At 74.3% G+C, this 23,976-nt stretch carries 23 protein-coding genes; 8 read left to right on the top strand and 15 right to left on the bottom strand.

Features of this window, described 5'->3' with window-relative positions:
• Positions 1 to 15 precede the first annotated feature (15 nt).
• Positions 16 to 1,920, bottom strand: a complete 1,905-nt coding sequence (locus ZF1_RS02210) for a DivIVA domain-containing protein (protein ID WP_073575838.1) — start codon at positions 1,918 to 1,920, stop codon at positions 16 to 18.
• Between the two features lie 243 nt (positions 1,921 to 2,163).
• Between ZF1_RS02210 and ZF1_RS02205 the strand changes: the two genes are divergently transcribed.
• The 4 genes from ZF1_RS02205 (at position 2,164) to ZF1_RS02190 (ending at position 5,105) form a co-directional block, all read left to right on the top strand.
• Positions 2,164 to 2,649, top strand: a complete 486-nt coding sequence (locus ZF1_RS02205) for a Fur family transcriptional regulator (protein WP_073575837.1) — start codon at positions 2,164 to 2,166, stop codon at positions 2,647 to 2,649.
• Complete coding sequence (gene ygfZ, locus ZF1_RS02200) at positions 2,646 to 3,773, top strand: CAF17-like 4Fe-4S cluster assembly/insertion protein YgfZ (RefSeq protein WP_357438500.1); 1,128 nt, start codon at positions 2,646 to 2,648, stop codon at positions 3,771 to 3,773. The genes ZF1_RS02205 and ygfZ overlap by 4 nt, the downstream gene beginning before the upstream one ends.
• 219 nt (positions 3,774 to 3,992) lie before the next feature.
• On the top strand, positions 3,993 to 4,196 hold the full coding sequence (locus tag ZF1_RS02195) for a DUF3073 domain-containing protein (RefSeq protein ID WP_062399683.1): 204 nt from the start codon (positions 3,993 to 3,995) through the stop codon (positions 4,194 to 4,196).
• A gap of 165 nt (positions 4,197 to 4,361) precedes the next feature.
• Positions 4,362 to 5,105 (top strand): NUDIX hydrolase, encoded by a 744-nt coding sequence (locus ZF1_RS02190; RefSeq protein ID WP_062399681.1) that lies wholly within the window; start codon positions 4,362 to 4,364, stop codon positions 5,103 to 5,105.
• Between the two features lie 22 nt (positions 5,106 to 5,127).
• Here ZF1_RS02190 and purM read toward each other — a convergent pair whose 3' ends face one another.
• The 6 genes from purM to purS form a co-directional block, all read right to left on the bottom strand.
• Positions 5,128 to 6,225 (bottom strand): phosphoribosylformylglycinamidine cyclo-ligase, encoded by a 1,098-nt coding sequence (purM, locus tag ZF1_RS02185; protein ID WP_062399679.1) that lies wholly within the window; start codon positions 6,223 to 6,225, stop codon positions 5,128 to 5,130.
• 43 nt (positions 6,226 to 6,268) lie between these two features.
• On the bottom strand, positions 6,269 to 7,855 hold the full coding sequence (gene purF / locus ZF1_RS02180; RefSeq protein ID WP_062399677.1) for an amidophosphoribosyltransferase: 1,587 nt from the start codon (positions 7,853 to 7,855) through the stop codon (positions 6,269 to 6,271).
• 119 nt (positions 7,856 to 7,974) lie between these two features.
• The gene (locus tag ZF1_RS02175) at positions 7,975 to 8,313 is read right to left on the bottom strand and encodes a sterol carrier family protein (RefSeq protein WP_062399674.1); all 339 of its coding nucleotides are present in this window, start codon (positions 8,311 to 8,313) and stop codon (positions 7,975 to 7,977) included.
• A complete protein-coding gene (gene purL / locus ZF1_RS02170) occupies positions 8,313 to 10,619 on the bottom strand; it encodes a phosphoribosylformylglycinamidine synthase subunit PurL (RefSeq protein WP_062399672.1) in 2,307 nt (768 codons plus the stop codon). Before purL ends, ZF1_RS02175 begins: the two co-directional genes overlap by 1 nt.
• Before the next feature lie 154 nt (positions 10,620 to 10,773).
• A complete protein-coding gene (purQ, locus tag ZF1_RS02165; RefSeq protein WP_482636361.1) occupies positions 10,774 to 11,448 on the bottom strand; it encodes a phosphoribosylformylglycinamidine synthase subunit PurQ in 675 nt (224 codons plus the stop codon).
• Complete coding sequence (gene purS, locus ZF1_RS02160) at positions 11,445 to 11,678, bottom strand: phosphoribosylformylglycinamidine synthase subunit PurS (RefSeq protein ID WP_062399665.1); 234 nt, start codon at positions 11,676 to 11,678, stop codon at positions 11,445 to 11,447. Before purS ends, purQ begins: the two co-directional genes overlap by 4 nt.
• Before the next feature lie 60 nt (positions 11,679 to 11,738).
• On the opposite strand from purS, the gene ZF1_RS02155 reads away from it, so the two are divergent.
• From ZF1_RS02155 to ZF1_RS02145, 3 genes are all read left to right on the top strand, one after another.
• Complete coding sequence (locus tag ZF1_RS02155) at positions 11,739 to 12,749, top strand: NAD-dependent epimerase/dehydratase family protein (RefSeq protein ID WP_482636360.1); 1,011 nt, start codon at positions 11,739 to 11,741, stop codon at positions 12,747 to 12,749.
• Between the two features lie 136 nt (positions 12,750 to 12,885).
• Complete coding sequence (locus ZF1_RS02150) at positions 12,886 to 13,518, top strand: MBL fold metallo-hydrolase (protein ID WP_062399661.1); 633 nt, start codon at positions 12,886 to 12,888, stop codon at positions 13,516 to 13,518.
• Positions 13,518 to 13,889, top strand: a complete 372-nt coding sequence (locus tag ZF1_RS02145; RefSeq protein WP_482636359.1) for a VOC family protein — start codon at positions 13,518 to 13,520, stop codon at positions 13,887 to 13,889. Before ZF1_RS02150 ends, ZF1_RS02145 begins: the two co-directional genes overlap by 1 nt.
• Positions 13,890 to 13,966: 77 nt before the next feature.
• Here the strand turns inward: ZF1_RS02145 and ZF1_RS02140 are convergent, their stop codons facing one another.
• From ZF1_RS02140 to ZF1_RS02115, 6 genes are all read right to left on the bottom strand, one after another.
• A complete protein-coding gene (locus tag ZF1_RS02140; protein WP_062399657.1) occupies positions 13,967 to 14,725 on the bottom strand; it encodes a DUF2334 domain-containing protein in 759 nt (252 codons plus the stop codon).
• Between the two features lie 89 nt (positions 14,726 to 14,814).
• Positions 14,815 to 15,537, bottom strand: coding sequence for a GolD/DthD family dehydrogenase (locus ZF1_RS02135; protein ID WP_062399654.1), 723 nt, complete (start codon positions 15,535 to 15,537; stop codon positions 14,815 to 14,817).
• Positions 15,537 to 16,043: a ribose-5-phosphate isomerase gene (locus ZF1_RS02130; RefSeq protein ID WP_062399651.1), complete on the bottom strand. Its 507-nt coding sequence runs from the start codon at positions 16,041 to 16,043 to the stop codon at positions 15,537 to 15,539. Before ZF1_RS02130 ends, ZF1_RS02135 begins: the two co-directional genes overlap by 1 nt.
• The gene (locus tag ZF1_RS02125; protein ID WP_482636358.1) at positions 16,040 to 17,767 is read right to left on the bottom strand and encodes a dihydroxyacetone kinase family protein; all 1,728 of its coding nucleotides are present in this window, start codon (positions 17,765 to 17,767) and stop codon (positions 16,040 to 16,042) included. The genes ZF1_RS02130 and ZF1_RS02125 overlap by 4 nt, the downstream gene beginning before the upstream one ends.
• Before the next feature lie 76 nt (positions 17,768 to 17,843).
• Positions 17,844 to 19,085 (bottom strand): RbtT/DalT/CsbX family MFS transporter, encoded by a 1,242-nt coding sequence (locus tag ZF1_RS02120; protein ID WP_482636357.1) that lies wholly within the window; start codon positions 19,083 to 19,085, stop codon positions 17,844 to 17,846.
• 10 nt (positions 19,086 to 19,095) lie between these two features.
• Positions 19,096 to 20,187 (bottom strand): alcohol dehydrogenase catalytic domain-containing protein, encoded by a 1,092-nt coding sequence (locus ZF1_RS02115; protein WP_482636356.1) that lies wholly within the window; start codon positions 20,185 to 20,187, stop codon positions 19,096 to 19,098.
• 154 nt (positions 20,188 to 20,341) lie between these two features.
• Here ZF1_RS02115 and ZF1_RS02110 point away from each other — a divergent pair, with 154 nt between their 5' ends.
• Complete coding sequence (locus ZF1_RS02110) at positions 20,342 to 21,292, top strand: sugar-binding transcriptional regulator (protein WP_100880795.1); 951 nt, start codon at positions 20,342 to 20,344, stop codon at positions 21,290 to 21,292.
• Positions 21,293 to 21,689: 397 nt separating this feature from the next.
• Here the strand turns inward: ZF1_RS02110 and ZF1_RS02105 are convergent, their stop codons facing one another.
• Complete coding sequence (locus ZF1_RS02105; RefSeq protein WP_100879353.1) at positions 21,690 to 22,547, bottom strand: phosphoribosylaminoimidazolesuccinocarboxamide synthase; 858 nt, start codon at positions 22,545 to 22,547, stop codon at positions 21,690 to 21,692.
• A complete protein-coding gene (gene purB, locus ZF1_RS02100; protein WP_357438540.1) occupies positions 22,544 to 23,971 on the bottom strand; it encodes an adenylosuccinate lyase in 1,428 nt (475 codons plus the stop codon). Before purB ends, ZF1_RS02105 begins: the two co-directional genes overlap by 4 nt.
• Between the last annotated feature and the right edge of the window lie 5 nt (positions 23,972 to 23,976).

Genomic DNA, 23,976 nt, shown 5'->3' with positions numbered 1-23,976 from the left:
CCCGCGCGGGGAACCTCAGCTGCTGCGCGTCCCCGTCGACGGCTGCGCCGCGCCCGTCCGGCCCTTGTCGCCGGTGGCCGCGCCGGAACCGTTGCGGGTCGCGCCGTTGCCCTTCTCGCCACCCTGCGACGACGGCTCGGACGCCGACGACGCACCGTTACGACCGTTCTGACCGTGGCCGGCCTGGCCGGAGCCGTTGCGGGCCCCCTCCGGACCGGGTCGCGCCGGGCCGCGCCCGGCGGCCGGGTTCGCGGTCGTCGGCGGCTCCGCGTCGGCCTTCGTGCTCTCGGCCGAGGTGCCCTTGTCCCCCGCCGGCGGCTTCTGCGAACCATCCGTTGGGGTGTCACCGGAACGGCGGACGGCGCCGACCGCGACCGTGCGCTCGGCGTCGCCGCCGGGCGTCGGACGCGGGTCCTGGCGCGGCACGGCCGACGTCTTCGGCTCCGCCTCGACCGGGCGGGAGTCCGACGCGGGCCGGAACAGCTCGGCGGGCTCGGGCTCGTCCCCGGGCCGGACAGCGGTGGTGCGCTCGGCACCGCCCTGCTGCCCGGTGGGGGCCGGCGACGGGCGCGGGCCCGGCGCGGGCCGCGGACCCGGGCGCGGGCCGGCGGACTTGTCCCCGTCGGTACCGCCGGGGCGCGGGCCCGGGGCGTCCGTCCGGGCGGGCTGCGGTGCCCCGGCCGGACGGTCGGTACCCGGCCCACCGGCGCCGGGCTTGGCCGGACCGGAGTCGGGCCGGGACTGGGACCCGGAGTCCTGGCGCGTCGGGGCGGGCCCCGGCTGCGGACGCGGACCGGGCCGCGGCGTGGGTGCCGCATCGCCCGACGGCGACGCCTGGGCGGCCGCCGGTCGGGCACCGTTCACCCCGGCGCCGTTGACACCGGCCGCGGGGGCCTGCGGGCGGCCGTTCGGGGCGCCCTGCGGACGCGTGGGCCCCTGATCCTTCTGACCGGGACGCTGCTCGGCCCCCGGGCGCTCCTCGGCACCGGACCGGGCACCGGGGCGCTGTGGCTCCGGTGCACCCGGGCGCGGCCCGGGACGACCGGACCGCTGGTCCGCGGAGTCGGGACGGGCCTGGTCGGAGCGACCCTGGTCGGGACGCCCGGGCCGGGCGTCGGCAACCTGCCCCGGGCGCGCGGAGGCGTCCGCACCCGTGCCGGCGGCAGCGGCGGCCGGCGTGGCGCCGGCACCGGACTGCGCGGCGGGCTTCGGCCCGGGGCCCGGCTGACCGGCGGGCTGGGCGGCACCGGACTGGCCGGCGCCGGGCCGCTCGCCCGCGGCGGGCTTCGCGGAGCGGTCGTCGGACGCCCCGGCCTCGCCGGACGGTCCGCCGGGCTTCTGCCCCGGACCGGGGGCCGGCCGGATCTCGTGGCGGGCCTTGTCCCCGGTGGCCGGGGCCTTCCCGACCTCGGCGCGCAGCTCGTCGCGACGCCGGGTCAGCTCCCCGACCTCGGTGCGGAGCTTGTCGCCCTGTTCACGGGCCCGGTCGGCGTCCGCGCGGGCGCGGTCGACCTGCTTGCGGGCCTCGGTGACGACACGCTCGGCGTCGGCACGGGCCTTGCTGCGGATCTCCTCCGCCTCCTCCTCCGCCTTCTGCAGGATCGCCTGCATGCGGTCGGAGAAGTTGTCGACGGCACCGTGCCGGTCGGGGTCCGAGGGCCCCGGGCCGGGACGCGGCCCCGGACGCGGTGCCGGACGCGGCGGCCCGCCGGCCGGACCGGCGGCGAACCCGCCGGGCGGCGGCACCGGCATCGGCGGCGGCATCGGCCGGCTCCGCAGTGCGTCGATGTCCGCGCGCATCCGGCCCATGAGCCGCTGCATCTGGACGATGTGCTCGTCCACCTGCCGACGGTCGTAGCCGCGGAGAACGACGTCGAACCGCGGGGAACCGCCCGGGCGGTCCGCCCCGTCTGCCGTCATCGCCTCTCCTCAGGTCGTCGACATGGGTGCCCTCGGAGGGCACGTACGAGGTCGGCGGACCGACGGTTCGCCGCGACCTCGCCGGTCAGGGTAGTCACGACGACGGGGTCGCGGCGAACCACGCAGCGTGCAACGGTCGTCCGTCGGCGTGGCGGGGCCCGCGACGGACGGTTCCGTGACACGATGTGCGGTCACCTCCTCGTGGCCCGAGCCTACCGGGCCGTACCGAATACCATCGGCGGTGTGGACAGCACACTGAAGGGCACGTTGCACCGGCGTGGGCTCCGGATGACCCCTCAACGCCAGCTCGTGCTGGACGCGGTCCGGGAGCTGGGGCACGCGACACCCGAGCAGGTGTGCAGCCGGGTCCAGGCGACGGCACCGGCGGTGAACATCACGACGGTGTACCGGACGCTGGACCTGCTCGAGGAGCTCGGCGTCGTCCGGCACGCCCATCTCGGGCACGGTGCACCGACCTACTCCGAGCACCAGCACCGCCACGTCCACCTCGTCTGCCACCACTGCGGCCGGGTGGACGAGGCGCCGACCGAGCTGCTCTCCGATGTGGCGAGTCGCACGCTCGCCGACCTGGGCTTCCACCTGGACGCGACGCACGTGGCACTGTCCGGCACGTGCGTCGACTGTGCGCACGACGACGAGGACTCCGCCGACGGAGCCCCCGAGCAGGACGACACGGCGCCCCAGGAGGGCGCGGAGGGAGACCGGTGACCGTTCCCGGATCCGAGCAGGACCCCGACACCACCGACAACGCCGAGAACACGACCCCCGACCCGGACGACGTCGTCGCCGCGCACCACGGCGACCCGCCGGCCGAGCAGCGGGCGATGGCCCGCTCCGCCGCCGTCGTCGACCGCGGGCACCGCGAGGTGCTGGCGGTGACCGGCGAGGAGCGGCTGTCCTGGCTGCACCTGCTGCTCACCCAGCACGTCAGCGAGCTGCCGCCCGGCACCGGCACCGAGGCCCTGGTACTCGACGCGCAGGGCCGGGTGCTGCACCACATGGCCGTCGCGTCGTCGGCGGACACGGTCTGGCTCGACACCGAGCCCGGCGAGGGCGCAGCACTGCTCGACTACCTGGCGAAGATGGTGTTCTGGTCGAAGGTCGAGCCGCGTGACGTCACCGCCGAGCTGGCGGTGCTGTCGGTCGTCGGTCCGCAGACCCCGGCCGTGCTCGCCGCGGCGGGACTGCCGGTGCCCGATGCACCGAACGGCGTCACGGCCCTGCCGGACGGCGGGTTCGTGCGACGGATGCCGTGGCCGGGCCGGGACGCGGCGGACGTCGTCGTCCCCCGCGGGACGAAGGACGCCCGCTGGGCGGACCTCACCGCGGCCGGGGCGCGGGCCGCCGGGACGATCGCGTTCGAGGCGCTGCGGGTGGAGTCGCGCGCACCGCGCCTGCACCGCGACACCGACGACCGCACCATCCCGCACGAGGTCGGCTGGATCGGCTCCGCCGTGCACCTGACCAAGGGCTGCTACCGGGGCCAGGAGACCGTCGCCCGGGTCGCGAACCTGGGGCGCCCGCCCCGGCGCACGGTGCTGCTGATGCTCGACGCCGGCGACGAGGACCTGCCGCACACGGGCGACCCGGTGGTGCGCGACGGCCGCACGGTCGGCCGTGTGGGCACGGTCGTCCAGCACCACGAGCTGGGCCCGGTGGCGCTCGCGCTGCTCAAGCGGTCGGTTCCGGTGGACGCCGAGCTGACCGCGGGCGTCGACGACCGGGTCTCCCCCGCGACGATCGACCCGGACTCCTACGAGCCGGACCCGGACACCCCGCCGCCGGGCCGCGCGGCCCGGGAACGGACGGGTGGCGCTGCGCGTCGCGGATGACGCGCAGCCCGGCCGGACCACCGTGGGGCGGCCACCGGCTGAACACGCGGGCCCCGCGCCGGTCCGGGGCCGGGCCCGCCTGTGACGACGGCGGTGCCGCGTCGCATGTTCCGGGGTGAGCAGGGTACGGTTGTTTTCACGACATTGATGAGACGAGAGGGGCCGCCGGGTCGTGCGCAATGACCGGCCGCCCCTTCCCTGTTGTAAGGGGGACCTGCCATGGGGCGTGGACGAGCCAAGGCCAAGCAGACGAAGGTGGCCCGTGAGCTCAAGTACAGCTCCCCTTCTATGGATCTCGACGCCTTGCAGCGGGAGATCGGTAGCGCGACGGCGGTGACTACCGACAGCCGCGAGGACGACTACGGCGAGTACGACGACCTCGCCGCCAAGTACAACGACGAGGACGACGACCCTCGCCGTTGACGGCCACCCCGGCGCCCGGCCCTCCGTCGTGACACGGCGGCCCGGGCGCCGCGGCACGTGTCGACCCGGGCGGTTTCCCCCGGCCGGTCGGATAGGGCAAGATCATGACCAGTCTCCTGTGGGAGGCTTGGTCACCGATCCCGTCACCTCCGAGGTGTTCAGCAGATGCGCGGCAACCTGTTCGCGGTCGCCGTCAACCTCGTCGTGCTGACCGTGCGGTCGGACCGTCTGCACGTGCTGCTCATCGAGCGGGGCGAGCCCCCGTTCCTCGGGCACTGGGCCCTGCCCGGTGGTTTCGTCCGCCCGGAGGAGGACCTCGTGCACACCGCCAGCCGGCGGTTGGGCGAGGAGACCGGGACCGACACCGGCAGTGCCGTGTGCGGGCACCTCGAGCAGCTGGCGAGCTACGCCGCACCGGACCGCGATCCCCGTGGCCGGGTCCTGTCCGTGGGCTACCTCGCGCTGCTGCCGGACATGCCGGAGCCGACGCCGGGTGGCGGGGCCGTCGCGTCCGCATGGTGCGCCGTGGACGACGTGCCGCCGCTGGCGTTCGACCACCAGCGCATCCTCGCCGACGGCGTGGAGCGGGCGAAGTCGAAGCTCGAGTACACGACGCTCGCCGTCTCGTTCTGCCCGGACGAGTTCACGGTGACCGACCTGCGCCGGGTCTACGAGGCCGTCTGGGAGACCTCCCTGGACCCGCGCAACTTCCAGCGCAAGGTGACCTCCACGGACGGCTTCCTCGTGCCGACGACGACGCTGGTCACCGGCGGCCGCGGGCGGCCGCCCCGGTTGTTCCGCCGCGGCCCGGCGACGGCGCTGCACCCGCCGATGCTGCGTGAGTCGCACCGCGCCGGGAACCGGCAGCCGGCGTCGCACGACACGGAGTTGCATCACTCCGTCGAGTGAGAGCGGACGGCGCGGGACCGCCTCAGAACCGGGGGTGCTCCCCGCGCAGCTGCACCCGGGCGCCGAGCTCGCCGGAACCGGCACCGTCGACGTCGCCGATCCGGCCGACCTCGCCCAGGATCCAGGCGGGCACGTGCCGGGCGGTGAGGACGGCGAGGGCGCGGTCGACGTCCTCGGGCGGCAGTACCGCGACCATCCCGACGCCCATGTTGAAGGTCTTCTCCATCTCCGCGCGCTCGACCCGGCCGCGGGACTGGATCAGCTTGAAGATCGGGGCCGGGGTCCAGGAGCCGCGCTCCACGGTGGCCGCGAGGCCCTCCGGCAGCACCCGCTCCAGGTTGCGGGCCAGCCCGCCGCCGGTGATGTGGGAGAACGTCCGCACGCCGGTCTCGGCGGTGATCGCCAGGCAGTCCTTGGCGTAGATCCGGGTCGGGACGAGCAGCTCCTCGCCGAGGGAGTGGTCGAACTCCTCCAGCTCACCGGCCAGCGGCAGCCGGGCGATGTCGAGCAGCACGTGGCGGGCCAGGGAGTAGCCGTTGGAGTGCAGCCCCGAGGAGCCGAGCGCGACCAGCACGTCGCCGGGGCGGACGCGCTCGGGCCGCAGCATCTTCTCGGCGTCGACGACACCGACACCGGTGGCGGAGAGGTCGTAGGCGCCCTCCTCCATCAGCCCGGGGTGCTCGGCGGTCTCGCCACCGAGCAGCGCGCAGCCCGCGGTCCGGCAGCCCTCGGCGATGCCGCGCACGATCGTCGCCACCCGGTCGGGGACGATCTTGCCGATGGCGATGTAGTCCTGCAGGAACAGCGGCTCGGCCCCGCAGACGACCAGGTCGTCGACGACCATCGCGACGAGGTCCTGGCCGATGGTGTCGTGCTTGTCCATCGCCTGCGCGATCGCGACCTTGGTGCCGACGCCGTCGGTCGAGGCGGCCAGCACCGGCTCGGAGTACTTGCCGAACTTCGCCGCGAACAGACCGGCGAAACCGCCGATGCCGCCGCGCACCTCGGGCCGGGTGGCCTTCTCGGCGAACGGACGGAAACGCTCGACCGCCTGCTCCCCCGCGTCGATGTCCACCCCCGCGGAGGCGTAGCTGGCGGGGCCGGGCTCGGTCGAGGGCATGCGTGGTCTCTCCAGGTCGGGACGGGGTCGTGATCGGGTGCCGCTACGGGCGGGTCAGCGCTTCTCCGGCACCGTATCCGACGGACAGCGGGCCGGGATCGCCAGAGGCGGCGCCGGACGCCGTCGGCTCCGGGACGTCCTCCAGCAAGTGCTTGCCGAGCTGGGCCTCCTCCGGCAGCGGGATCGGGTACTCCCCGTCGAAGCAGGCGCAGCACAGCCGCGAGCGCGGCTGCTCGGAGGCGGCGACCATCTGCTCGACCGAGACGTAGCCGAGGCTGTCCGAGCCGATCGAGCGTCGGACGCCCTCGGTGTCGGCGCCGTTGGCGATCAGCTCGGCCCGGCTGGCGAAGTCGATGCCGTAGAAGCAGGGCCAGCGCACGGGCGGCGAGGCGATCCGCACGTGCACCTCGAGGGCGCCGGCCTCGCGCAGCATCCGCACCAGTGCGCGCTGGGTGTTGCCGCGGACGATCGAGTCGTCGACGACGACCAGCCGCTTGCCGCGGATGACGTTGCGCAGCGGGTTCAGCTTCAGCCGGATGCCGAGCTGGCGGATGGTCTGGCTGGGCTGGATGAAGGTGCGCCCGACGTAGGCGTTCTTCACCAGGCCCTGGCCGTAGGGGATGCCGGAGCCCTGGGCGTAGCCGATCGCGGCCGGGGTGCCGGACTCCGGGACCGGGATGACCAGGTCGGCCTCGACCGGGTGCTCCTCGGCGAGCCGGCGGCCGATCTCCACCCGGGTGTCGTAGACCGAGCGGCCGGCGATGGTGGTGTCCGGTCGCGCCAGGTAGACGTACTCGAACACGCAGCCCTTCGGCTCCGGGGCGGCGAAGCGCTGGCTGCGGATGCCGTCGGCGTCGATCGCGATGAGCTCGCCCGGCTCGACCTCGCGGACGAACGAGGCACCGACGATGTCCAGCGCCGCCGTCTCCGACGCGACGACCCAGCCGCGCTCCAGGCGGCCCAGGACCAGCGGGCGGACGCCGTGGGAGTCGCGGGCGGCGTAGAGGGTGCTCTCGTCGGCGAAGGTCAGCGAGAACGCGCCGCGCAGCCGCGGCAGCAGCCGCATCGCGGCCTCGTAGACGCCGAGGTCCGCGGCGCCCGCGGCCAGCAGCTCGGTGAGCAGGTCGGAGTCGGTGGTCGCGCGCAGCCCGGACCGCTTGCGGTTCTCCAGCTTCGCGACGTCCTCGCGCAGCTCGGCGGTGTTCACCAGGTTACCGTTGTGACCCAGCGCCAGACCGGAGCCCGCGGCCGTGGTGCGAAACGTCGGCTGGGCGTTCTCCCAGGTCGTCGCGCCGGTCGTCGAGTAGCGGCAGTGGCCGACGGCGAGGTGCCCGCGCAGCGAGGACAGCGTCTGCTCGTCGAACACCTGACTGACCAGGCCGAGGTCCTTGAACACCACGGTGCGGCGGCCGTCGGACACGGCGATGCCTGCGGCCTCCTGGCCGCGGTGCTGCAGCGCGTAGAGGCCGTAATAGGTCATCTTCGCGACGTCCTCGCCGGGGGCCCAGACGCCGAACACACCGCACTCCTCGCGGGGTCCTTGCTCGTCGGGCTCGGCGGCGGGGGGTGCGACGGGGGTGAGGGAGAGGGTTCGTTCAGGGCTGACGTGCTCGTTCCGGACGGAACTCAACGCGGCGCTCCTCGGCTGGCGGCGTACCGGGACCAGGGGACGACTGTACGCCCCGAGATCACGTCTCCCCAGGTACGGGGACAGGGGTCACGTCGGGGTCGCACACCGCACCCGCCCGGTCACGGCGTGCGGAGCGGCAGGAACGCGGCGATCTCGCCGGCCCGCGACCCGGACGCCGACACCCGCCCGGCGGCGAGCGCGTCGTCCCAGCTCAGACGGCCGACGGCGAGCGCGATCCAGGTCCGCGGGTCGGCCTCGACGACGTTCGGCGGGGTGCCGCGGGTGTGCCGCGGCCCCTCGACGCACTGCACCGCACCGAACGGCGGGACCCGCACCTCGACACTGCGGCCCGGCGCGCGCCGGGCCAGCTCGTCGAGCGACGCCTTCACCGCCGCCTTCCGTGTCGCCCGGTCCGGCTCGACCCCGTCGTCGACCCAGTCCAGGAGGACGTCGGACATCAGACCGAGACGGCGCCGAACCGCGCCGGGAGCGTGCCCTCCCAGGCGGCGCGCAGCTCGTCGAGCGCCAGCGTGCCGAGGGCGTCGCCCAGGTCGAGGACGTCGCCGCCGGTCTCGCCGAGCCGCAGCGCCGGGACACCGGCCTCGGCGGCGCGGGCCAGGAACGCCTCGGCGCCGTCGGCGGGCACGGTGACCAGCACCCGTCCGGCGGACTCGGCGAACAGCGCGGTGAACGAGTCCTCGTGCACCCCGGCCAGGTCGACGCGGGCGCCCCGGCCCCCGGCGAGCGCGGCTTCGACCAGTCCCTGGGCGAGGCCCCCGTCGGACAGGTCGTGGCTGCCGGTCAGCGCCCGGTCCGCGGCCGCGGCGGCGAGGAGCTGCGCGAGGCGCCGCTCGTGCTCCAGGTCGACGGCGGGCGGCCGTCCGCCGAGGTGCCCGTGCACCTCGTGCGCCCACTCCGACCCGCCGAACTCGGCGGCGGTGGTGCCGAGCAGGACGACCGTGTCGCCGTCGGCGCCGGCGAACCCGGACCGGACCGCGGTGGTGACGTCGTCGATCACGCCCAGCACGCCGACCACCGGGGTCGGCAGGATCGCCGTCGTCCCGGTCTGGTTGTAGAAGCTGACGTTGCCGCCGGTGACCGGGGTGCCCAGCACCGCGCAGCCGTCGGCGAGACCGCGCACGGCCTGCTCGAACTGCCACATGACGTGCGGGTCCTCCGGCGAGCCGAAGTTCAGGCAGTCGGTGACGGCGAGCGGCACGGCGCCGGAGGTCGCGACGTTGCGGTAGGCCTCGGCCAGCGCGAGCTGCGCGCCGACGTACGGGTCGAGCGCCACGAAGCGGGCGTTGCAGTCGGTGGCGACGGCGATGCCGCGGCCGGTGGACTCGTCGACCTGTACGACACCGGAGTCGGCGCCGTGCGCGGCGACGGTGTTGCCGCGCACGTAGCGGTCGTACTGGTCGGTGACCCACGAGCGGGACGCGAGGTTCGGGGCGGCGGCCATCCGCAGGATCTCCGCGCGCAGCTCGGACGGGGTCTCCGGGCGGGGCAGCGCCTCCGGCGAGTCCGCGTTCAGCGCGTCCTGCTTCGCGTCGTCGCGGCTGACCGGGCGGGTGTAGACCGGGCCCTCGTGGGCGACCGTGCGCGGCGGCACGTCGACGACGGTCTCGCCCTGCGAGGTGATCACCAGGCGGTCGCCGTCGGTGACCTCGCCGATCACGGTGGCGATGGTGTCCCACTTGCGGCAGACGGCGAGGAAGGCCTCGACGTTCTCCGGGGTGACGACCGCGCACATCCGCTCCTGGGACTCCGAGGAGAGGATCTCGGCGGCGGTCATGCCGGTGGCGCGCAGCGGGACGGCGTCGAGGTCGACATGCATGCCACCGTCACCGGCGGAGGCGAGCTCGGAGGTCGCGCAGGACAGCCCGGCGCCGCCGAGGTCCTGGATGCCGACGACGAGCCCGGCCGCGAACAGCTCCAGGCAGCACTCGATGAGGACCTTCTCGGTGAACGGGTCGCCGACCTGGACGCTCGGCAGCTTCTTCCGCCCGGTGCCGCCGGCGGCGGAGTCGAAGGTCTCCGACGCCAGCACGGACACGCCGCCGATGCCGTCGAGCCCGGTCGTCGCACCGAACAGGATGATCTTGTTGCCGGTGCCGGAGGCGAAGGCGAGGTGCAGGTCCTCGGTCTTCAGCGCTCCCACGCACAGGGCGTTGACCAGCGGGTTCCCCGCGTAGGACGGGTCGAAGACGACCTCGCCCGCGACGTTCGGCAGGCCGAGACAGTTCCCGTAGCCGCCGACGCCGGCGACGATGCCGGGCAGCACCCGGCCGGTGTCGTCGGCGTCGAGCGGGCCGAAACGCAGCGGGTCGCCGACCGCGATCGGGCGCGCACCCATCGCCATGATGTCGCGGACGATGCCGCCGACACCGGTCGCCGCGCCCTGGTAGGGCTCGACGTAGGACGGGTGGTTGTGCGACTCGACCTTGAAGGTGACCGCCCAGCCGTCGCCGACGGACACGACGCCCGCGTTCTCGCCGATCCCGGCGAGCATCGTCGAGCGCATCTGTTCGGTGGTGGTCTCACCGAAGTAGCGCAGGTGGACCTTGGAGGACTTGTAGGAGCAGTGCTCGCTCCACATCACCGAGTACATCGCCAGCTCGGCGTCGGTGGGCCGGCGTCCGAGGATCTCCCGGATACGGGCGTACTCGTCGTCCTTGAGCCCCAGCTCCCGGAAGGGCTGCGGCTGCTCCGGAGTGGCCTCGGCGTGCTTGACGGAATCGACCGGCACCTGGGACTGCGTCACGGGGTCAGGGTAGACGGGGCTCCCCCGCCCGCGTCCCCGCACGGTGCCGGGGCCCACAGGCGGTGTTCCCCACAGCAGGTCACGGACCGAGGACGACGACGGCCCGGCCCGCGGTCCGTGGGGACCGCCGGCCGGGCCGGGCGTCGTGCGCGGGTCAGGCGGTGACCCGGGCCAGCACCGAGGTGAACAGGCCGAGGCCGTCCGCGGACGGGCCGGTCAGCTCGCTGGTCGCGTGCTCCGGGTGCGGCATGAGGCCGACCACGTTGCCCGCCGCGTTGGTGATGCCGGCGATGTCGCGGGTCGAGCCGTTGGGAGCGGGCTCGGCGTAGCGGAAGACCACGCGGCCCTCGCCCTCCAGCTCGTCGAGGGTCGCGGCGTCGGCGACGTAGCGGCCCTCCTGCGACTTCAGCGGGATCGTCAGCCGGTCCCCCGCGGTGTAGTCGCGGGTCCACGCGGTCTGCGCGTTCTCCACGGTCAGCTCGAGGTCGCGGCACAGGAAGTGCATCCCGGAGTTCGCGACGAGCGCGCCGGGGAGCAGGTGCGCCTCGCAGAGGATCTGGAAGCCGTTGCAGATGCCGAGCACCGGCAGACCGCGCCCGGCGCCGGCCACGACCTCGGTCATGATCGGCGCCAGGCTCGCGATCGCGCCGGCGCGCAGGTAGTCGCCGTAGGAGAACCCGCCCGGCACGACGACGGCGTCCACACCCTGCAGGTCGTGGTCGCCGTGCCACAGCGGGACGGCCTCGGCGCCGGCGCGGCGGACCGCGCGGGCGGCGTCGACGTCGTCCAGGGTGCCCGGGAAGGTGATCACACCGACGCGGGTACTCACAGCCGGGTCACCGTCCAGTCCTCGATCACCGGGTTCGCCAGCAGCGAACCGGCGAGCCGGTGCAGGGTCTCGTCGTCGATGCCGTCCGAGACCTCGAGCTCGAAGTGCTTGCCCTGCCGCACCCCGCTCACGCCGGACACACCGATCCGGTCGAGCGCCCGGGTCACGGCCTGACCCTGCACGTCGAGGATCTCGGGCTTGGGCATCACGTCCACCACCACTCTGGCCACGGGGTCAGCCTACGGTGAACGGGGCGGACAACTCGACGTGCGTGCCCTCACCATCGGCGCATGCGATTCCTGGTGCTGGGTGGGACGGTCTTCCTCTCGCGCGCGGTCGCCGCGGCCGCACTGGCGGCCGGGCACGCGGTGACGTGCGTGTCGCGAGGTGTGTCCGGGGCGCCGCCAGACGACGCGGAGGTGCTGGTGGCGGACCGCTCGCGGCCCGGGTCGCTCGCCGCGGCACTGGACGGGCGGACCGCCGACGCCGTCGTGGACGTGGCGACGATGTCCGCGCCCTGGGTCCGCGACGCCCTCGACGCCCTGGACGGCCGCTTCGGGCACTGGACGTTCGTGTCCTCGATCATCGCCTACGCCGACCCGGCGGTGCGTGGCGGGACCGTCGACCAGCCGACCCTGGCGCCGCTGCACGACGAACCCGGCCCGGAGCGGTCCCGCACCGATCCCGACGTCTACGGCGCGGCGAAGGTCGGCAGCGAGCACGCGGTGCGCGAGCGGGCGGGCGACCGTGCGCACGTCGTCCGCGCCGGGCTGCTGTGCGGGCACGGGGACCGGCACGACCGCTACGGCTACTGGGCGAACCGGTTCGCCCGCGGCGGCCGGGTGGTGGTGCCGGACGCGCCCGCGCAGCCGATGCAGGTGGTCGACGTCGACGACCTGGCGGCCTGGGTCGTCGCGCGCGCCGAGACCGGCGCCACGGGCACCCACGACGGCACCGGCCCGCGGTCCACCCTGGACCGGGTGCTCGCGGCGACCGCGGAGGCCGTCGGCGCCGACGACCTCGAGCTGGTCCGCGTGCCCGGGGAGACCCTGCGGTCGCTGGACGTCGCGATCTGGGCGGGACCGCGGTCGCTGCCCCTGTGGCTGCCGGAGACGCACTGGGGCATCGCCGACCGCGACGTCACCGCGACCGTCGCCGCCGGGCTGGGGACCCGCCCGCTCGCCGCCACCGCCCGGGCGGCGCTGGCGTGGGAACGCGAGCTCGGTCTCGACCGCGCACGGGCCGCCGGACTGACCGCCGCCGAGGAACGGGCGGTGCTGGCGGCGCACACCGGGGGCTGACGCCGCCGGCCGGGAAGACCGCTCGGCCGGGCAGCTCGCGCAGCCGGACCGCGCACTCCGCCGGCGTGCCGGGCCACCCGAACCCGTCGGCGCGGCCGCCGGGCGCCGCGCCGCCGCGAGGCGGGATGCTGTGCCCATGAAGCTGACGCACTACGGCCACGCCTGCGTCCTGGTCGACACCGGAGGCGCACGCCTGCTGTTCGACCCCGGTGCCTTCTCCTCCGGGTTCAGCGGCCTGGAGGGCCTCGACGCGATCCTCGTCACCCACCAGCACTTCGACCACGTCGACGCCGACGCGCTGCGCACCCTGCTGCGCGCCAACCCCGACGCCGCCCTGGTCACCGACGGCCAGACCGCCGGGCAGCTCGACGGCATCGACGCCCGCACCGCCGCCCCCGGCGACGTGCTGGCCCTCGGCGGCGCCGAGGTGTCCGTCGTCGGGTCCGGGGACCACGCGCAGATCCACCCGGACATCCCGCTGGTCGCGAACAACGGCTACCTCGTCGACGGCGCGCTGCTCCACCCCGGCGACGCGTACGTCCCGCCGGGCGTCGACGAGCTGGCGACGCTGCTGCTCCCCACCGGCGCACCCTGGCTGAAGGTGTCCGAGGCCGTCGACTACCTGCGGTCGGTCGCCCCGCGGACGGTGGTGCCGATCCACGAGGGCACCCTCGCCGACCCCACGCTCCACTACCGGTTCTTCGACAACCTGGGGCCCGACGCCACGACGCTCCTGGTCCCCGACCGGGAGACGGCGGTCGACGTCTGATGGCCCTGCAGTGGGAGCAGGTCGTCGTCGACGCCCGGGACCCGGTCCGGCTCGGCCGCTGGTGGGCCGAGGCCCTGGACTGGACGGTCGTGAACGCCTCGGCGTCGGAGTTCGAGATACAGCCCGCCGAGGGCATCGTCCCGGGGCTGATCTTCGTGCCGGTCGCGGAGGGGAAGCGGACCAAGAACCGCCTGCACATCGACCTGCGGCCGGACGGCGTCCGCGACTCCGAGGTCGCCCGGCTGCTGATGCTGGGTGCCACCCGGGTCAACGTGGGCCAGCACCGGGCCCCGGCCGACGAGGTGTCCTGGACGGTGCTCGCCGACCCCGAGGGCAACGAGTTCTGCGTGCTCGGCGAGCGGCGGGCCTGACACCTGTCCACAGGTGGCACCGGTTGTCCACAGGAGAGCACACACTGTGGACAACCGGGCCGGTCGCCGGGGAGCTCCTAGGCGGCCGGGGCCGCGGCGGGGAACAGCGTGCGGTGCACGGCACCGACGGCGCCCGCCCCGCGCGCCGCGTCGACGGCGGCCAGGGCGGCCTCGACGCGGTGCTCGCGGCGCAGGTCCTTGGCCCGCAGCGCGAGCCGGACGAGCCCGCCGCGCTCGGCGGTGCGCACGGCCTGCTGCTCCAGTGCCCGTCCGCGGCGGCGCTCCCCGGCGCGGCGCTCGCCCCGCCAGGGCTCGGACGCCCGGAAGGTCAGCACGCGCGAGCGCAGCACCGGACCGCCGGTCGCGCGGACGGTCGTCTCGTCGGCGCAGAGGCCGAAGCCGAGGTCGGCGAGCGCGTCGAGGGTGCCCTCGGAGGCGATCCAGCCGGGCGGGGCGAAGCCGTCGGTGGACAGCCCGGTCGCGAGCAGGATCCGCCGGGCGCCGGTCAGCCGCAGGCCTGCCTCGTGCCGGGGCAGCGCCCCGAACTCGGTGCGGCGCCCGATCCGCGGCACGGAGCCGTTCTGCCAGGCGCCCACCGGGTCGCTCGTGTGGTCGAAACCGTGCAGGAGCAGGTCGTCCCCGGCGCGGACGCGGCCGGCGATCCAGCGGACCAGGTCGTCGCCGCGGCGCAGCGGCCCGTCGGGCCCCTTGGGCTGCACGAGGTGGGTCAGCGGCACGGCGCGCCGGTCGAGCTCCGCGGCGAACGCGGCGGCGCGGGCGCGGTCGGCGTCGTCGGAGTCGGTCAGGCCGGACAGCGAGACCAGCAGCGTGCTCATGGCCCCCATCGGACCCGACCGAGGTGAACCCCGCGTGGAGCCGCCGGATCGCGCGGACGACGATCGGCGGGCGTTCTCGGCGGCCCTCCTCAGCGGGCCGTGAACCCGCCGTCGACCCGCAGCTCGGCGCCGTTGACCATCGCGGCCTCGGCCGAGGCCAGGTAGACCACGGCCGCGGCGATCTCCGACGGCTCCGCGAACCGCCGCGCCGGGATCTCGGCGCGGTGGGCGTCCCCGGCCGGGTTGTCCCAGGCCGCGCGACCCAGGTCGGTGAGCACGACCGTCGGCGACACCGCGTTCACCGTCACCCCGTGCGGCCCCCACTCGACGGCGAGGGTGCGGGTCAACCCGGTGATCCCCGCCTTGGACGCGCAGTAGGCGGCGTGCTGCTCCAGCCCGCTGCTCGCCGCCTGCGAGGCGAGGTTCACGATCCGCCCGTACCCGCGCTCCACCATGGCGCGGCCCGCGGCCCGCGCCATCAGCCAGGACCCGGTGAGGTTGACGTCCAGGGTGCGGCGCCAGTCGTCGACCCCCAGCTCCAGCGCCGGGGCGAGCAGCGCGATCCCGGCCGAGTTGACCAGCACGTCGACCCGGCCGTGCCGGGCGACGACCTCGTCGACGCAGGCCTGGGCCGCGTCGGGGTCCGCGACGTCGACGACGTGCGCCGACGCGCAGACCTCCGGGACGCCGTCGGTGCGCAGGTCCGCGGCGGCGACCACGGCGCCCTGCCCGGCGAGTGCCCGGGCCGCCTCGGCGCCGATGCCCGAGGCCGCGCCGGTGACCAGCGCGACCGAACCGGTGAGGTCGAACATCAGCAGTCCGTCCCGACCGTCTCCGCCTCGGCGAGCCGGTCGCCGTCGCGGCGGTCGTAGGAGTCCAGCGCGGCGACCTTCTCCGCCGAGGCGCTACCCGGGTCGAAGCGGTGGTCGAGCCAGCCGTCGACGAGTGTGCGGGCGAGCTCGATCCCGACAACGCGCTGCCCCATGCACAGGACCTGCGCGTTGTTCGACTTGACCGAGCGCTCCACGGAGAACGGGTCGTGCGCGGTGACGGCACGGATGCCGGGCACCTTGTTCGCCGAGATCGCGACGCCCAGCCCGGTGCCGCAGACCAGCAGGCCACGGTCGGCCCGCCCGTCGGCGACGGCCCGGGCGGCGGCCACGCCGATGTGCGGGTAGGCGGTGTGCCCGTCCGCGGCGACGCCGACGTCGATGACCTCGGCGACGCGCTCGTCGGCCTCCAGGTCGGCCTTCAGCTTCTCCTTGTAGTCGTAACCGGCGTCGTCGGCGCCCACCACGATGCGCAGCGTGTCGCTCACTCCTGCCCCTCCTTCGATGCGAGTACCTCGGCCACGGCCGTGACGACCAGGCCCATCGACACCGCCCCGGCGTCGGGGGTGCCGACGCTCCTGTCCGCCAGCGGGCGGGCTCGGCCGATCCGGGGCCGCAGGTCGGCGGTCTCCTGCGCCCGGGCCGTGGCGACCTCGGCGGCCGCGGCCCACGCCCCGGCGAGCGGATCGCCGTCGCCGACCCGGCGCTCCAGCTCGTCGACGAAGGGCAGCAGCGCGTCGAGCAGGGTCTTGTCCCCCGCCCGTGCGCCGCCCAGCTGCTCGATGGTCGTCGCGAACCCGCGGACGCCGGCGGCGACGGTCGCGGCCGGGTAGCCGTCGGCGGTGTCACCGAGGTGCCGCCCGAACGCCTCGAGCGCGGCGCCCCACAGCACCCCGGAGGTGCCACCGGCGCGCTCGGCCCAGGCCTGCCCGGCCTGCTGGAGCACCCAGCCGCCGCCGACGTCGTCGCCGAGCTCGCCGACCCGGGCGGTGGCGGCGGTGATCCCCTTGAGCATGCCGCGGCCGTGGTCGCCGTCGCCCGCGACGGCGTCGATCCGGCCCAGCTCGTGCTCGTGGGAGCGGATCGTCGACTCCGCCGCCACCAGCGCGGCGCGGACGGTGCCCGCGACATCCCGGGCCGCGTCGCTCGCCGCGGGCGCGGTGACGACGGCGTCGGCCTCGGCGAGCTCGTCGGCGGTCGGCTCGCGCAGCGCCGCCAGCGGTGCGGCGGTCTTGCGGTAGGCGGGGGTGTAGGCGTCCGCCCGCCACAGCGGTTCCAGCTCGTCGTCGAGCCACATCAGGGTGAGCGAACAGCCGCCCATGTCGAGGCTGGTCACGAGCTCGCCGACCTCCGGGTCGACGATCTCGTACCCGGCGTCGCGCAGCCGCGGCGCGACGTGGCGCCACAGCAGGAACAGCTCCTCGTACTTCGTGGTGCCCAGCCCGTTGAGGATCGTCCCGACCCGGCCGGGCGCTCCCGTGGGCGCGTGCTTCAGCACGTCGTCGACCAGCAGCTCCGCCAGCGCGCGGGCGGGCAGCATCGGGACGTCGCGGATGCCGGGCTCGCCGTGGATGCCCAGGCCGAGCCCGAGATGTCCCTCGGGCACCGAGAACAGCGGCTCGTCCTCGCCGGGCATCGTGCAGCCGGTGAACGCGACGCCGAGGCTGCGGGTGGCCGCGTTGGCGGCCCGGCCGAGCCGCTCGACCTCGTCGATGTCCGCACCGCGCGCGGCGGCGGCGCCCATCGCCTTGAACACGGTGAAGTCGCCGGCGATCCCGCGGCGCCGCGACTCCTCGTCGGCGGAGGCGACGTCGTCGGTGACGACCACGATGCGGGTGTCGATGCCCTCCTCGCGCAGCCGGTCGGCCGCGATCCCGAAGTTGATCGTGTCGCCGGCGTAGTTGCCGAAGCTGAAGACCACACCGCGGCCCTGGTCGGCGGCCTTCGCGACCGAGTACGCCTGGGCCGCCGACGGCGAGGTGAAGATGTTGCCGACGACGGCGCCGTGCGCCATCCCCGGCCCGACCGTCCCGCAGAACGCCGGGTAGTGGCCGGAGCCGCCCCCGATGACGACGGCGACCTGCGGGCCGCCGTCGCCACGGTGGGCGACCACGCCGCCGTGCACCCCTCGGACACGGTCGGCGTAGAGGTCGAGGAAGCCGTCGAGCTGGTCGTCGGCGAACGTGGCGGGGTCGTCGTAGATCCTGGTCACGAGGTCTCCTTCACCGGGGTCGCGACGGCGGCGCGCGGCTCGGGGGCGTCCTGCGGGACGTTCAGGAACGAGACCATCACGAAGGCGGCCGCGTAGAGGGCGACGAGGCCCACACGACACCGACGTTCCCGGCACCGACCCCGAGCATCAGCGCGACGACGCCGGACCCGAGGAACGCGGCACCGCCCGCGGCGGTCGTGTACATGGCCATAGCGGCGCCCTTGTGGTCGGGTGCGAGCGCGGGCATGATCGCGCCCATCGGGACGAACCCGGCGAGCAGGCAGCCGAACACGCAGCCCGCGGCGACCGAGACCCAGAAGCCCCAGGTCGAGCCGGCCGGGACGAGCTGCGGGACGTACCACCACAGCAGCAGGCCGACGGCGGAGCCGAAGACGCCGAACCACTGCACCGTGCGGCGCCAGCCCCACCGGTCGCCGACGGCCCCGAACACCGCGTTGACCAGGATGTTCGTCGCGTAGACGAACACGGTCATGGTCAGCCAGCGGCTCTGGCCCCAGCCGAGGTCCACTGCGATGACGGTCGGCAGGATGATGAACATGCCGTACTGCGGCGCGGTGTTGATCAGCCGGACCAGGAAGCCCATGAGGATCTTCGGGTTGGCCGCGGTGAGCCGCAGCCCGGCGCTGAGCACCTGGCCGGTGGTCTCCCCGGCCGGCGCGAGCCGACGGGTGGCGTGCGGCTCGTGCACCCCGAAGCGGGCGATCAGGTACCCGGCGACGACGAGCGCGGTCGAGCCGACCATCGCGGCGGTCTCGCCGCCGGTGCCCCCGCCGAAGGCCGGGATCATGCCGAGCGCGAACAGCGAGCCCAGGGTGGGCAGGCCGCCGGTGAACATGACGTAGAACCAGCCGACGGCGACGCCGTTGCGCGAGTACGGCGTGACGACGTTGATCCACACCAGGAACGCGAACGCGAAGAGCGGGTAGCCGAAGCCGCGCAGGAAGTAGGTGGCGGCGACCAGCGGGAGGCTGCCGATCTGCAGGCTCAGCAGGAACAGCACCTCGAACACGACCCAGACGGCGACGCCGAGGGTCATGACGCGGCGCGGGCCCCACAGGTCGGCGAGCGCACCGGACAGATAGCTGGCGACGAGCACGGCCAGGCTGTAGCCGGTGATGATCGTCGCGACGGTCGCCTCGGGCGAGCCGAGCACCGCCTCGATGTGCGGGGAGATGAAGTTGGACTCGGTCCCGTTGCCGGTCATGAAGACCAGCACGCCGAGGAAGCCCCAGCGCAGGGAGTGCGGGATGCCGATGCGGTCGAGGAAGGTCTCGTGCTGCGGAGCGGCGCTGCTCATCGTCGACCCCTCAGGCGTTCGGGAGGATCGAGACCTTGACCGACGCACCGGAGGTGTCGCCGACGAGGTCGAGGGCCTTCTGGAACTCCGCGAGCGGCACCTGGTGGGTGCAGATGTCGGAGATCGGGAGCTTGCCGTCCTCCAGCATCTTGATCGCGGCGGGCCAGCAGTGCGGGCCGAGGTGGGCGCCGCGGACGTCGAGCTCCTTGTCGTCGGAGATGATCGACCAGTCCACGGTGACCTCGGATCCGAAGACCGAGTACTCGACGTAGGTGCCGAGCTTGCGCAGCAGGTTGAGTCCCTGGGCGACGGCCGGGACGGCGCCCGAGCCCTCCAGGTAGACGTCGGCGCCGTAGCCCTCGGTGAGCTCCCGGACCCGGGCGACGGCGTCCTCGCGGGAGATGTTGATCGTGAGGTCGGCGCCGGTGCGGCGGCCGAGCTCCAGCTTCTCGTCGTCGAGGTCGAGCGCGATCAGCAGGCGCGGGTTCTTCGCGCGGGCGCCGGCGATCAGGCCGAGGCCGATCGGGCCGCACCCGGCGACGACCACGACGTCGTCGAACCCGATGGTGCCCCGCTCGACGGCGTGCAGCGCGCAGGACAGGGGCTCGGCGAACGCGGCGTGCTGCGGTTCCAGGTCCGGCGAGACGCGGTGCACCCGGGCGCGGGTCGGGACCAGCATGTACTGGGCCATCGCGCCGTCGAAGTTCCGGAAGCCGAACATGTCGTGCGGCCCGCACATCCAGTACTGGCCGCGCAGGCAGTAGCGGCACTGCTCGCACGGGACGATCTGCTCGCAGGCGACGCGGTCACCGACGGACACGCCGTGCAGGGCGAGGCCCTCGTCGTCGCCGGAGACGATCCGGCCGACGAACTCGTGACCGGGCGTGACACCGGTCTGGGCCCAGGCGGGGCGGTTCTCGTCGCCCCAGAACTTCGCGGCGCCGTGGTAGCACTTCAGGTCGCTCGCGCACACGCCGACGGCCTCGACCTGCATCAGCAGCTCGCCGGGGCCGGGCCGGGGGACGTCCACCTCCTCCAGCCGGTAGTCCTCGGGGCCGTGCACGACGACCGCCTGCATCCGGGTCGGGATGTTCTCTCCCACGACGAAACCTCCGTTGGTGCCATGCGGGGTGCTGCATGCGACTGGCCTTGAGCATGCGTTCCGATGTGAACATCCGTCAACACATCGGTTCCGACTTGAACAAACGTGCAGTACGCTTGACTGGTACCGATCCGGACCGGCGGAGGAGGTGGCGATGGCGCCGCACGACGTCTCCCGGCGCGATCTGGGGCTGATGCACCGGGCCGCGCGGCTGTACTACGTCGACGAGCTCAACCAGGCCGCGATCGCCGACCGGCTCACCGTGTCGCGTCCGACCGTCTCCCGGCTGCTCGCCGAGGCCCGCCGGGTCGGGATCGTGCAGATCACCGTGCACGACCCGGACTCGCTGCACACCGGCGGCGACGACGCACCCCGGCTCGCCGCCGCGCTCGGGCTGGACCGGGTGTGGCTGGCCCCGCGGCCCACCACCGACCTCGGTCAGTCGCTCGCCGAGCCGGTCGGCGAGGCGTTGCGGGAGGCCGGGCTGCGCGCCGGCGACGTCCTGCTCGTCTCGTCCGGGCGCACCGTGTGGGAGCTCAGCCACACCACGCTGCCCGCGCTGGCCGGCTGCGAGATCGTGCCGACCGTCGGTGGGGTCGCCGAACCCGAGGCGTGGCACCAGACCAACGAGATCGTCCGGTCGGTCGCCGAACGCGGACACGGACGCCCGCACTTCCTGTTCACCCAGGCCATGCCGTCACCGGCGATGAGCCGCACGCTCGCCGAGGACCCGGAGTTCCGGCGGGTCACCGGGTTCTGGATGCGCGCACAGGCCGCGCTGGTCGGTGTCGGCGCCCCGCCCGCGGGCCGCGCGTCGATCTCGACCTCGGTCCCGCTCGACGACGAGGGCCTCCAGGACGGCGTCGGCGACGTCTGCCTGAACTTCTACCGCGCCGACGGCCGCCCGATCGCCTTCCCGGGCAGCGACCGGATGGTGCGGATCTCCCCGGAGCAACTGCGACGGGTGCCGCGGACGATCGCCGTCGCCGTCGGGGAGGAGAAGGTGCCGAGCATCGTCGGCGGGGCGCGGGCGGGCCTGTTCAACCGCCTGGTGACCGACACCCCGACCGCCCAGGCCCTGCTCGACGCCCTCGGCCCCGTCTGACCCACCGACGACGTCGGACGGCGGGGCAGCACATGTCCGTGATCGCAGACCGCGCCATCCACCCGGTTCCGAGTAGGCGTCGCCGGCCGGCTCGGCACACGGGAGCACACTGCGCCGTCACACCGAGCTCCTGCCCGTCCGCCGATCTGCCTACCCGGTAAGCGGATTCCGGAGGGCGGGCGCTCGGGTCGGACCGCCGCCCGGACGACCATTCCACGGTCCGCTGTGGTCGGCCGAGAACTCGCTTACCGGGTAAGCGGGTTCGGCCCAGAAGGGCGTGCCGCACGACCGGTCCCGTCGACGAGCCGATCACACCCGACGTTCACACCCTTGTCCGACGTCCACACCCGTCGAGAGGGGTGTGAATGCCGGACAAGGGGTGTGGGTGCGGCCGGGGTCAGGCCGTGGGCGACACCCAGGGGGTGCCGGTGATGCGGCGGTAGACCTCGGCGTAGCGGTCGTGGACGACCTTCACGACCTCGTCGGGCACCTCGGGGCCGGGGGCGGTGCGGTCCCAGTCCAGCCCGGCGGACCAGTCGCGGACGTACTGCTTGTCGAAGGAGAACTGGACCCGGCCGGGCTCGTAGGAGTCGGCGGGCCAGAACCGCGACGAATCCGGGGTGAGCACCTCGTCACCGAGGACGATCTCGCCGGAGGTGTCCCGGCCGAACTCCAGCTTGGTGTCGGCGACGATGATCCCGCCCTCGGCCGCGGACTCCGCGCCGCGCCGGTAGACCTCCAGGGTCAGGTCACGCAGCCGGGCCGCGGTGTCGGCGCCCAGCTGCGCCACGACGTCGTCGAAGGTCATGAACTCGTCGTGCTCACCGACCGGCGCCTTGGTGGTCGGGGTGAAGATCGGCTCGGGGAGCTTCGAGCCCTCGACCAGGCCGGCGGGCAGCGTGACGCCGGAGACGGCGCCGGTGCGCTGGTACTCCTTCAGTCCGAGCCCGGTGAGGTAGCCGCGGGCGATGCACTCGACCGGCAGCATCTCCAGCGGACGGCAGCGGACGGCGCGCCCGGCGAACCCGTCGGGGATGTCGTCGGTGCCGATGACGTGGTTGGGCACGAGGTCGCCGGTGCGCTCGAACCAGTACAGCGACAGCGCGGTGAGGATCGCGCCCTTGTCCGGGACCGGCGTCGGGAGCACGACGTCGTAGATCGACAGCCGGTCCGAGGCCACGAGCAGCAGTTGGGCCGGGTCGCGGGACTCGTCGAGGTAGAGCTCGCGGACCTTGCCGGAGTGGACGAGCCTCACAGGATCCCTCCGGGGGTGTAGGCGGCGGCCTCGGGGTGCTTCGCCGTGATCGCCGCGATCTTCTCGTTGACCGCCGCGACCTGCGCGGACGCGGCGCCGGTGAAGCGCAGCGGGTCCTCCAGCAGCCGGTCCAGCGTGCCGGCGGGCAGGCCGAGCCGGTCGTCGCCGGCGAGACGCTGGAGCAGGTCGTTGTCGGCCTGGCCCTGCTCGCGCATCGCCAGTGCGACGGCGACCGCGTGCTCCTTGATGACCTCGTGCGCGGTCTCCCGGCCGACCCCGGCGCGGACGGCGGCCATCAGCACCGCGGTCGTGGTGAGGAAGGGCAGGTAGCGGTCGAGCTCGCGGGCGATCACGGCCGGGTAGGCGCCGAACTCGTCGAGCACGGTCAGCGTGGTCTCGTAGAGGCCGTCGAGGGCGAAGAACGCGTCCGGCAGCGCGACGCGGCGCACCACCGAGCAGGAGACGTCGCCCTCGTTCCACTGGGAGCCGGCGAGCTCGGCGGTCATGACCGACAGGCCGCGCAGGATCACCATGAGGCCGTTGATGCGTTCCGCGGAACGCGCGTTCATCTTGTGCGGCATGGCGCTGGACCCGACCTGGCCGGGGGCGAAGCCCTCGGTGGCGAGCTCGGCGCCCGCCATCAGCCGGATCGTCGTGGCCAGCGACGACGGCGCCGCCGCCAGCTGCACCAGCGCGGTGACGACGTCGTGGTCGAGCGAGCGCGGGTAGACCTGCCCGACGCTGGTGAACGCCTCGGCGAACCCCAGGTGGGTGGCGACGCGCTGCTCCAGGTCCTCGAGCTTCACCGAGGCTTCAGCGTCGCCGCCCAGTAGATCCAGCATGTCCTGGCTGGTGCCCATCGGGCCCTTGATGCCGCGCAGCGGATAGCGCGAACGCAGATCCTCCAGCCGGGCGTGCGCGACGAGCAGCTCGTCCGCGGCGGAGGCGAACCGCTTGCCCAGGGTGGTGGTCTGCGCGGCGACGTTGTGGCTGCGCCCGGCCATGACCAGCTCGGCGTACTCCGACGCGCGACGCCCGAGCCGCGCCAGGACCGCGACGGTCCGGTCGGCGACGAGCTCCAGCGACAGCCGGATCTGCAGCTGCTCCACGTTCTCGGTGAGGTCGCGGCTGGTCATGCCCTTGTGCACGTGCTCGTGGCCGGCGAGGGCGTTGAACTCCTCGATGCGGGCCTTCACGTCGTGCCGGGTGACGCGCTCGCGGGCGGCGATCGAGCCCAGGTCGACCTGCTCGACGACGGCCTCGTAGTCGTCGACGACCGACGACGGCACCTCGATGCCGAGGTCGCGCTGGGCGCGGAGCACCGCGATCCACAGCCGTCGCTCCAGCTGGATCTTGTACTCCGGAGACCAGAGGCGGACCAGCTCGGGGCTCGCGTAGCGCGCGGCCAGCACGTTGGGAATCACGTGGC

The organism is Pseudonocardia sp. ZF1, from assembly GCF_056835605.1.
The sequence above is the reverse complement of the archived record's forward strand: the minus strand, read 5'-3'. Positions and strand labels throughout refer to the sequence as shown.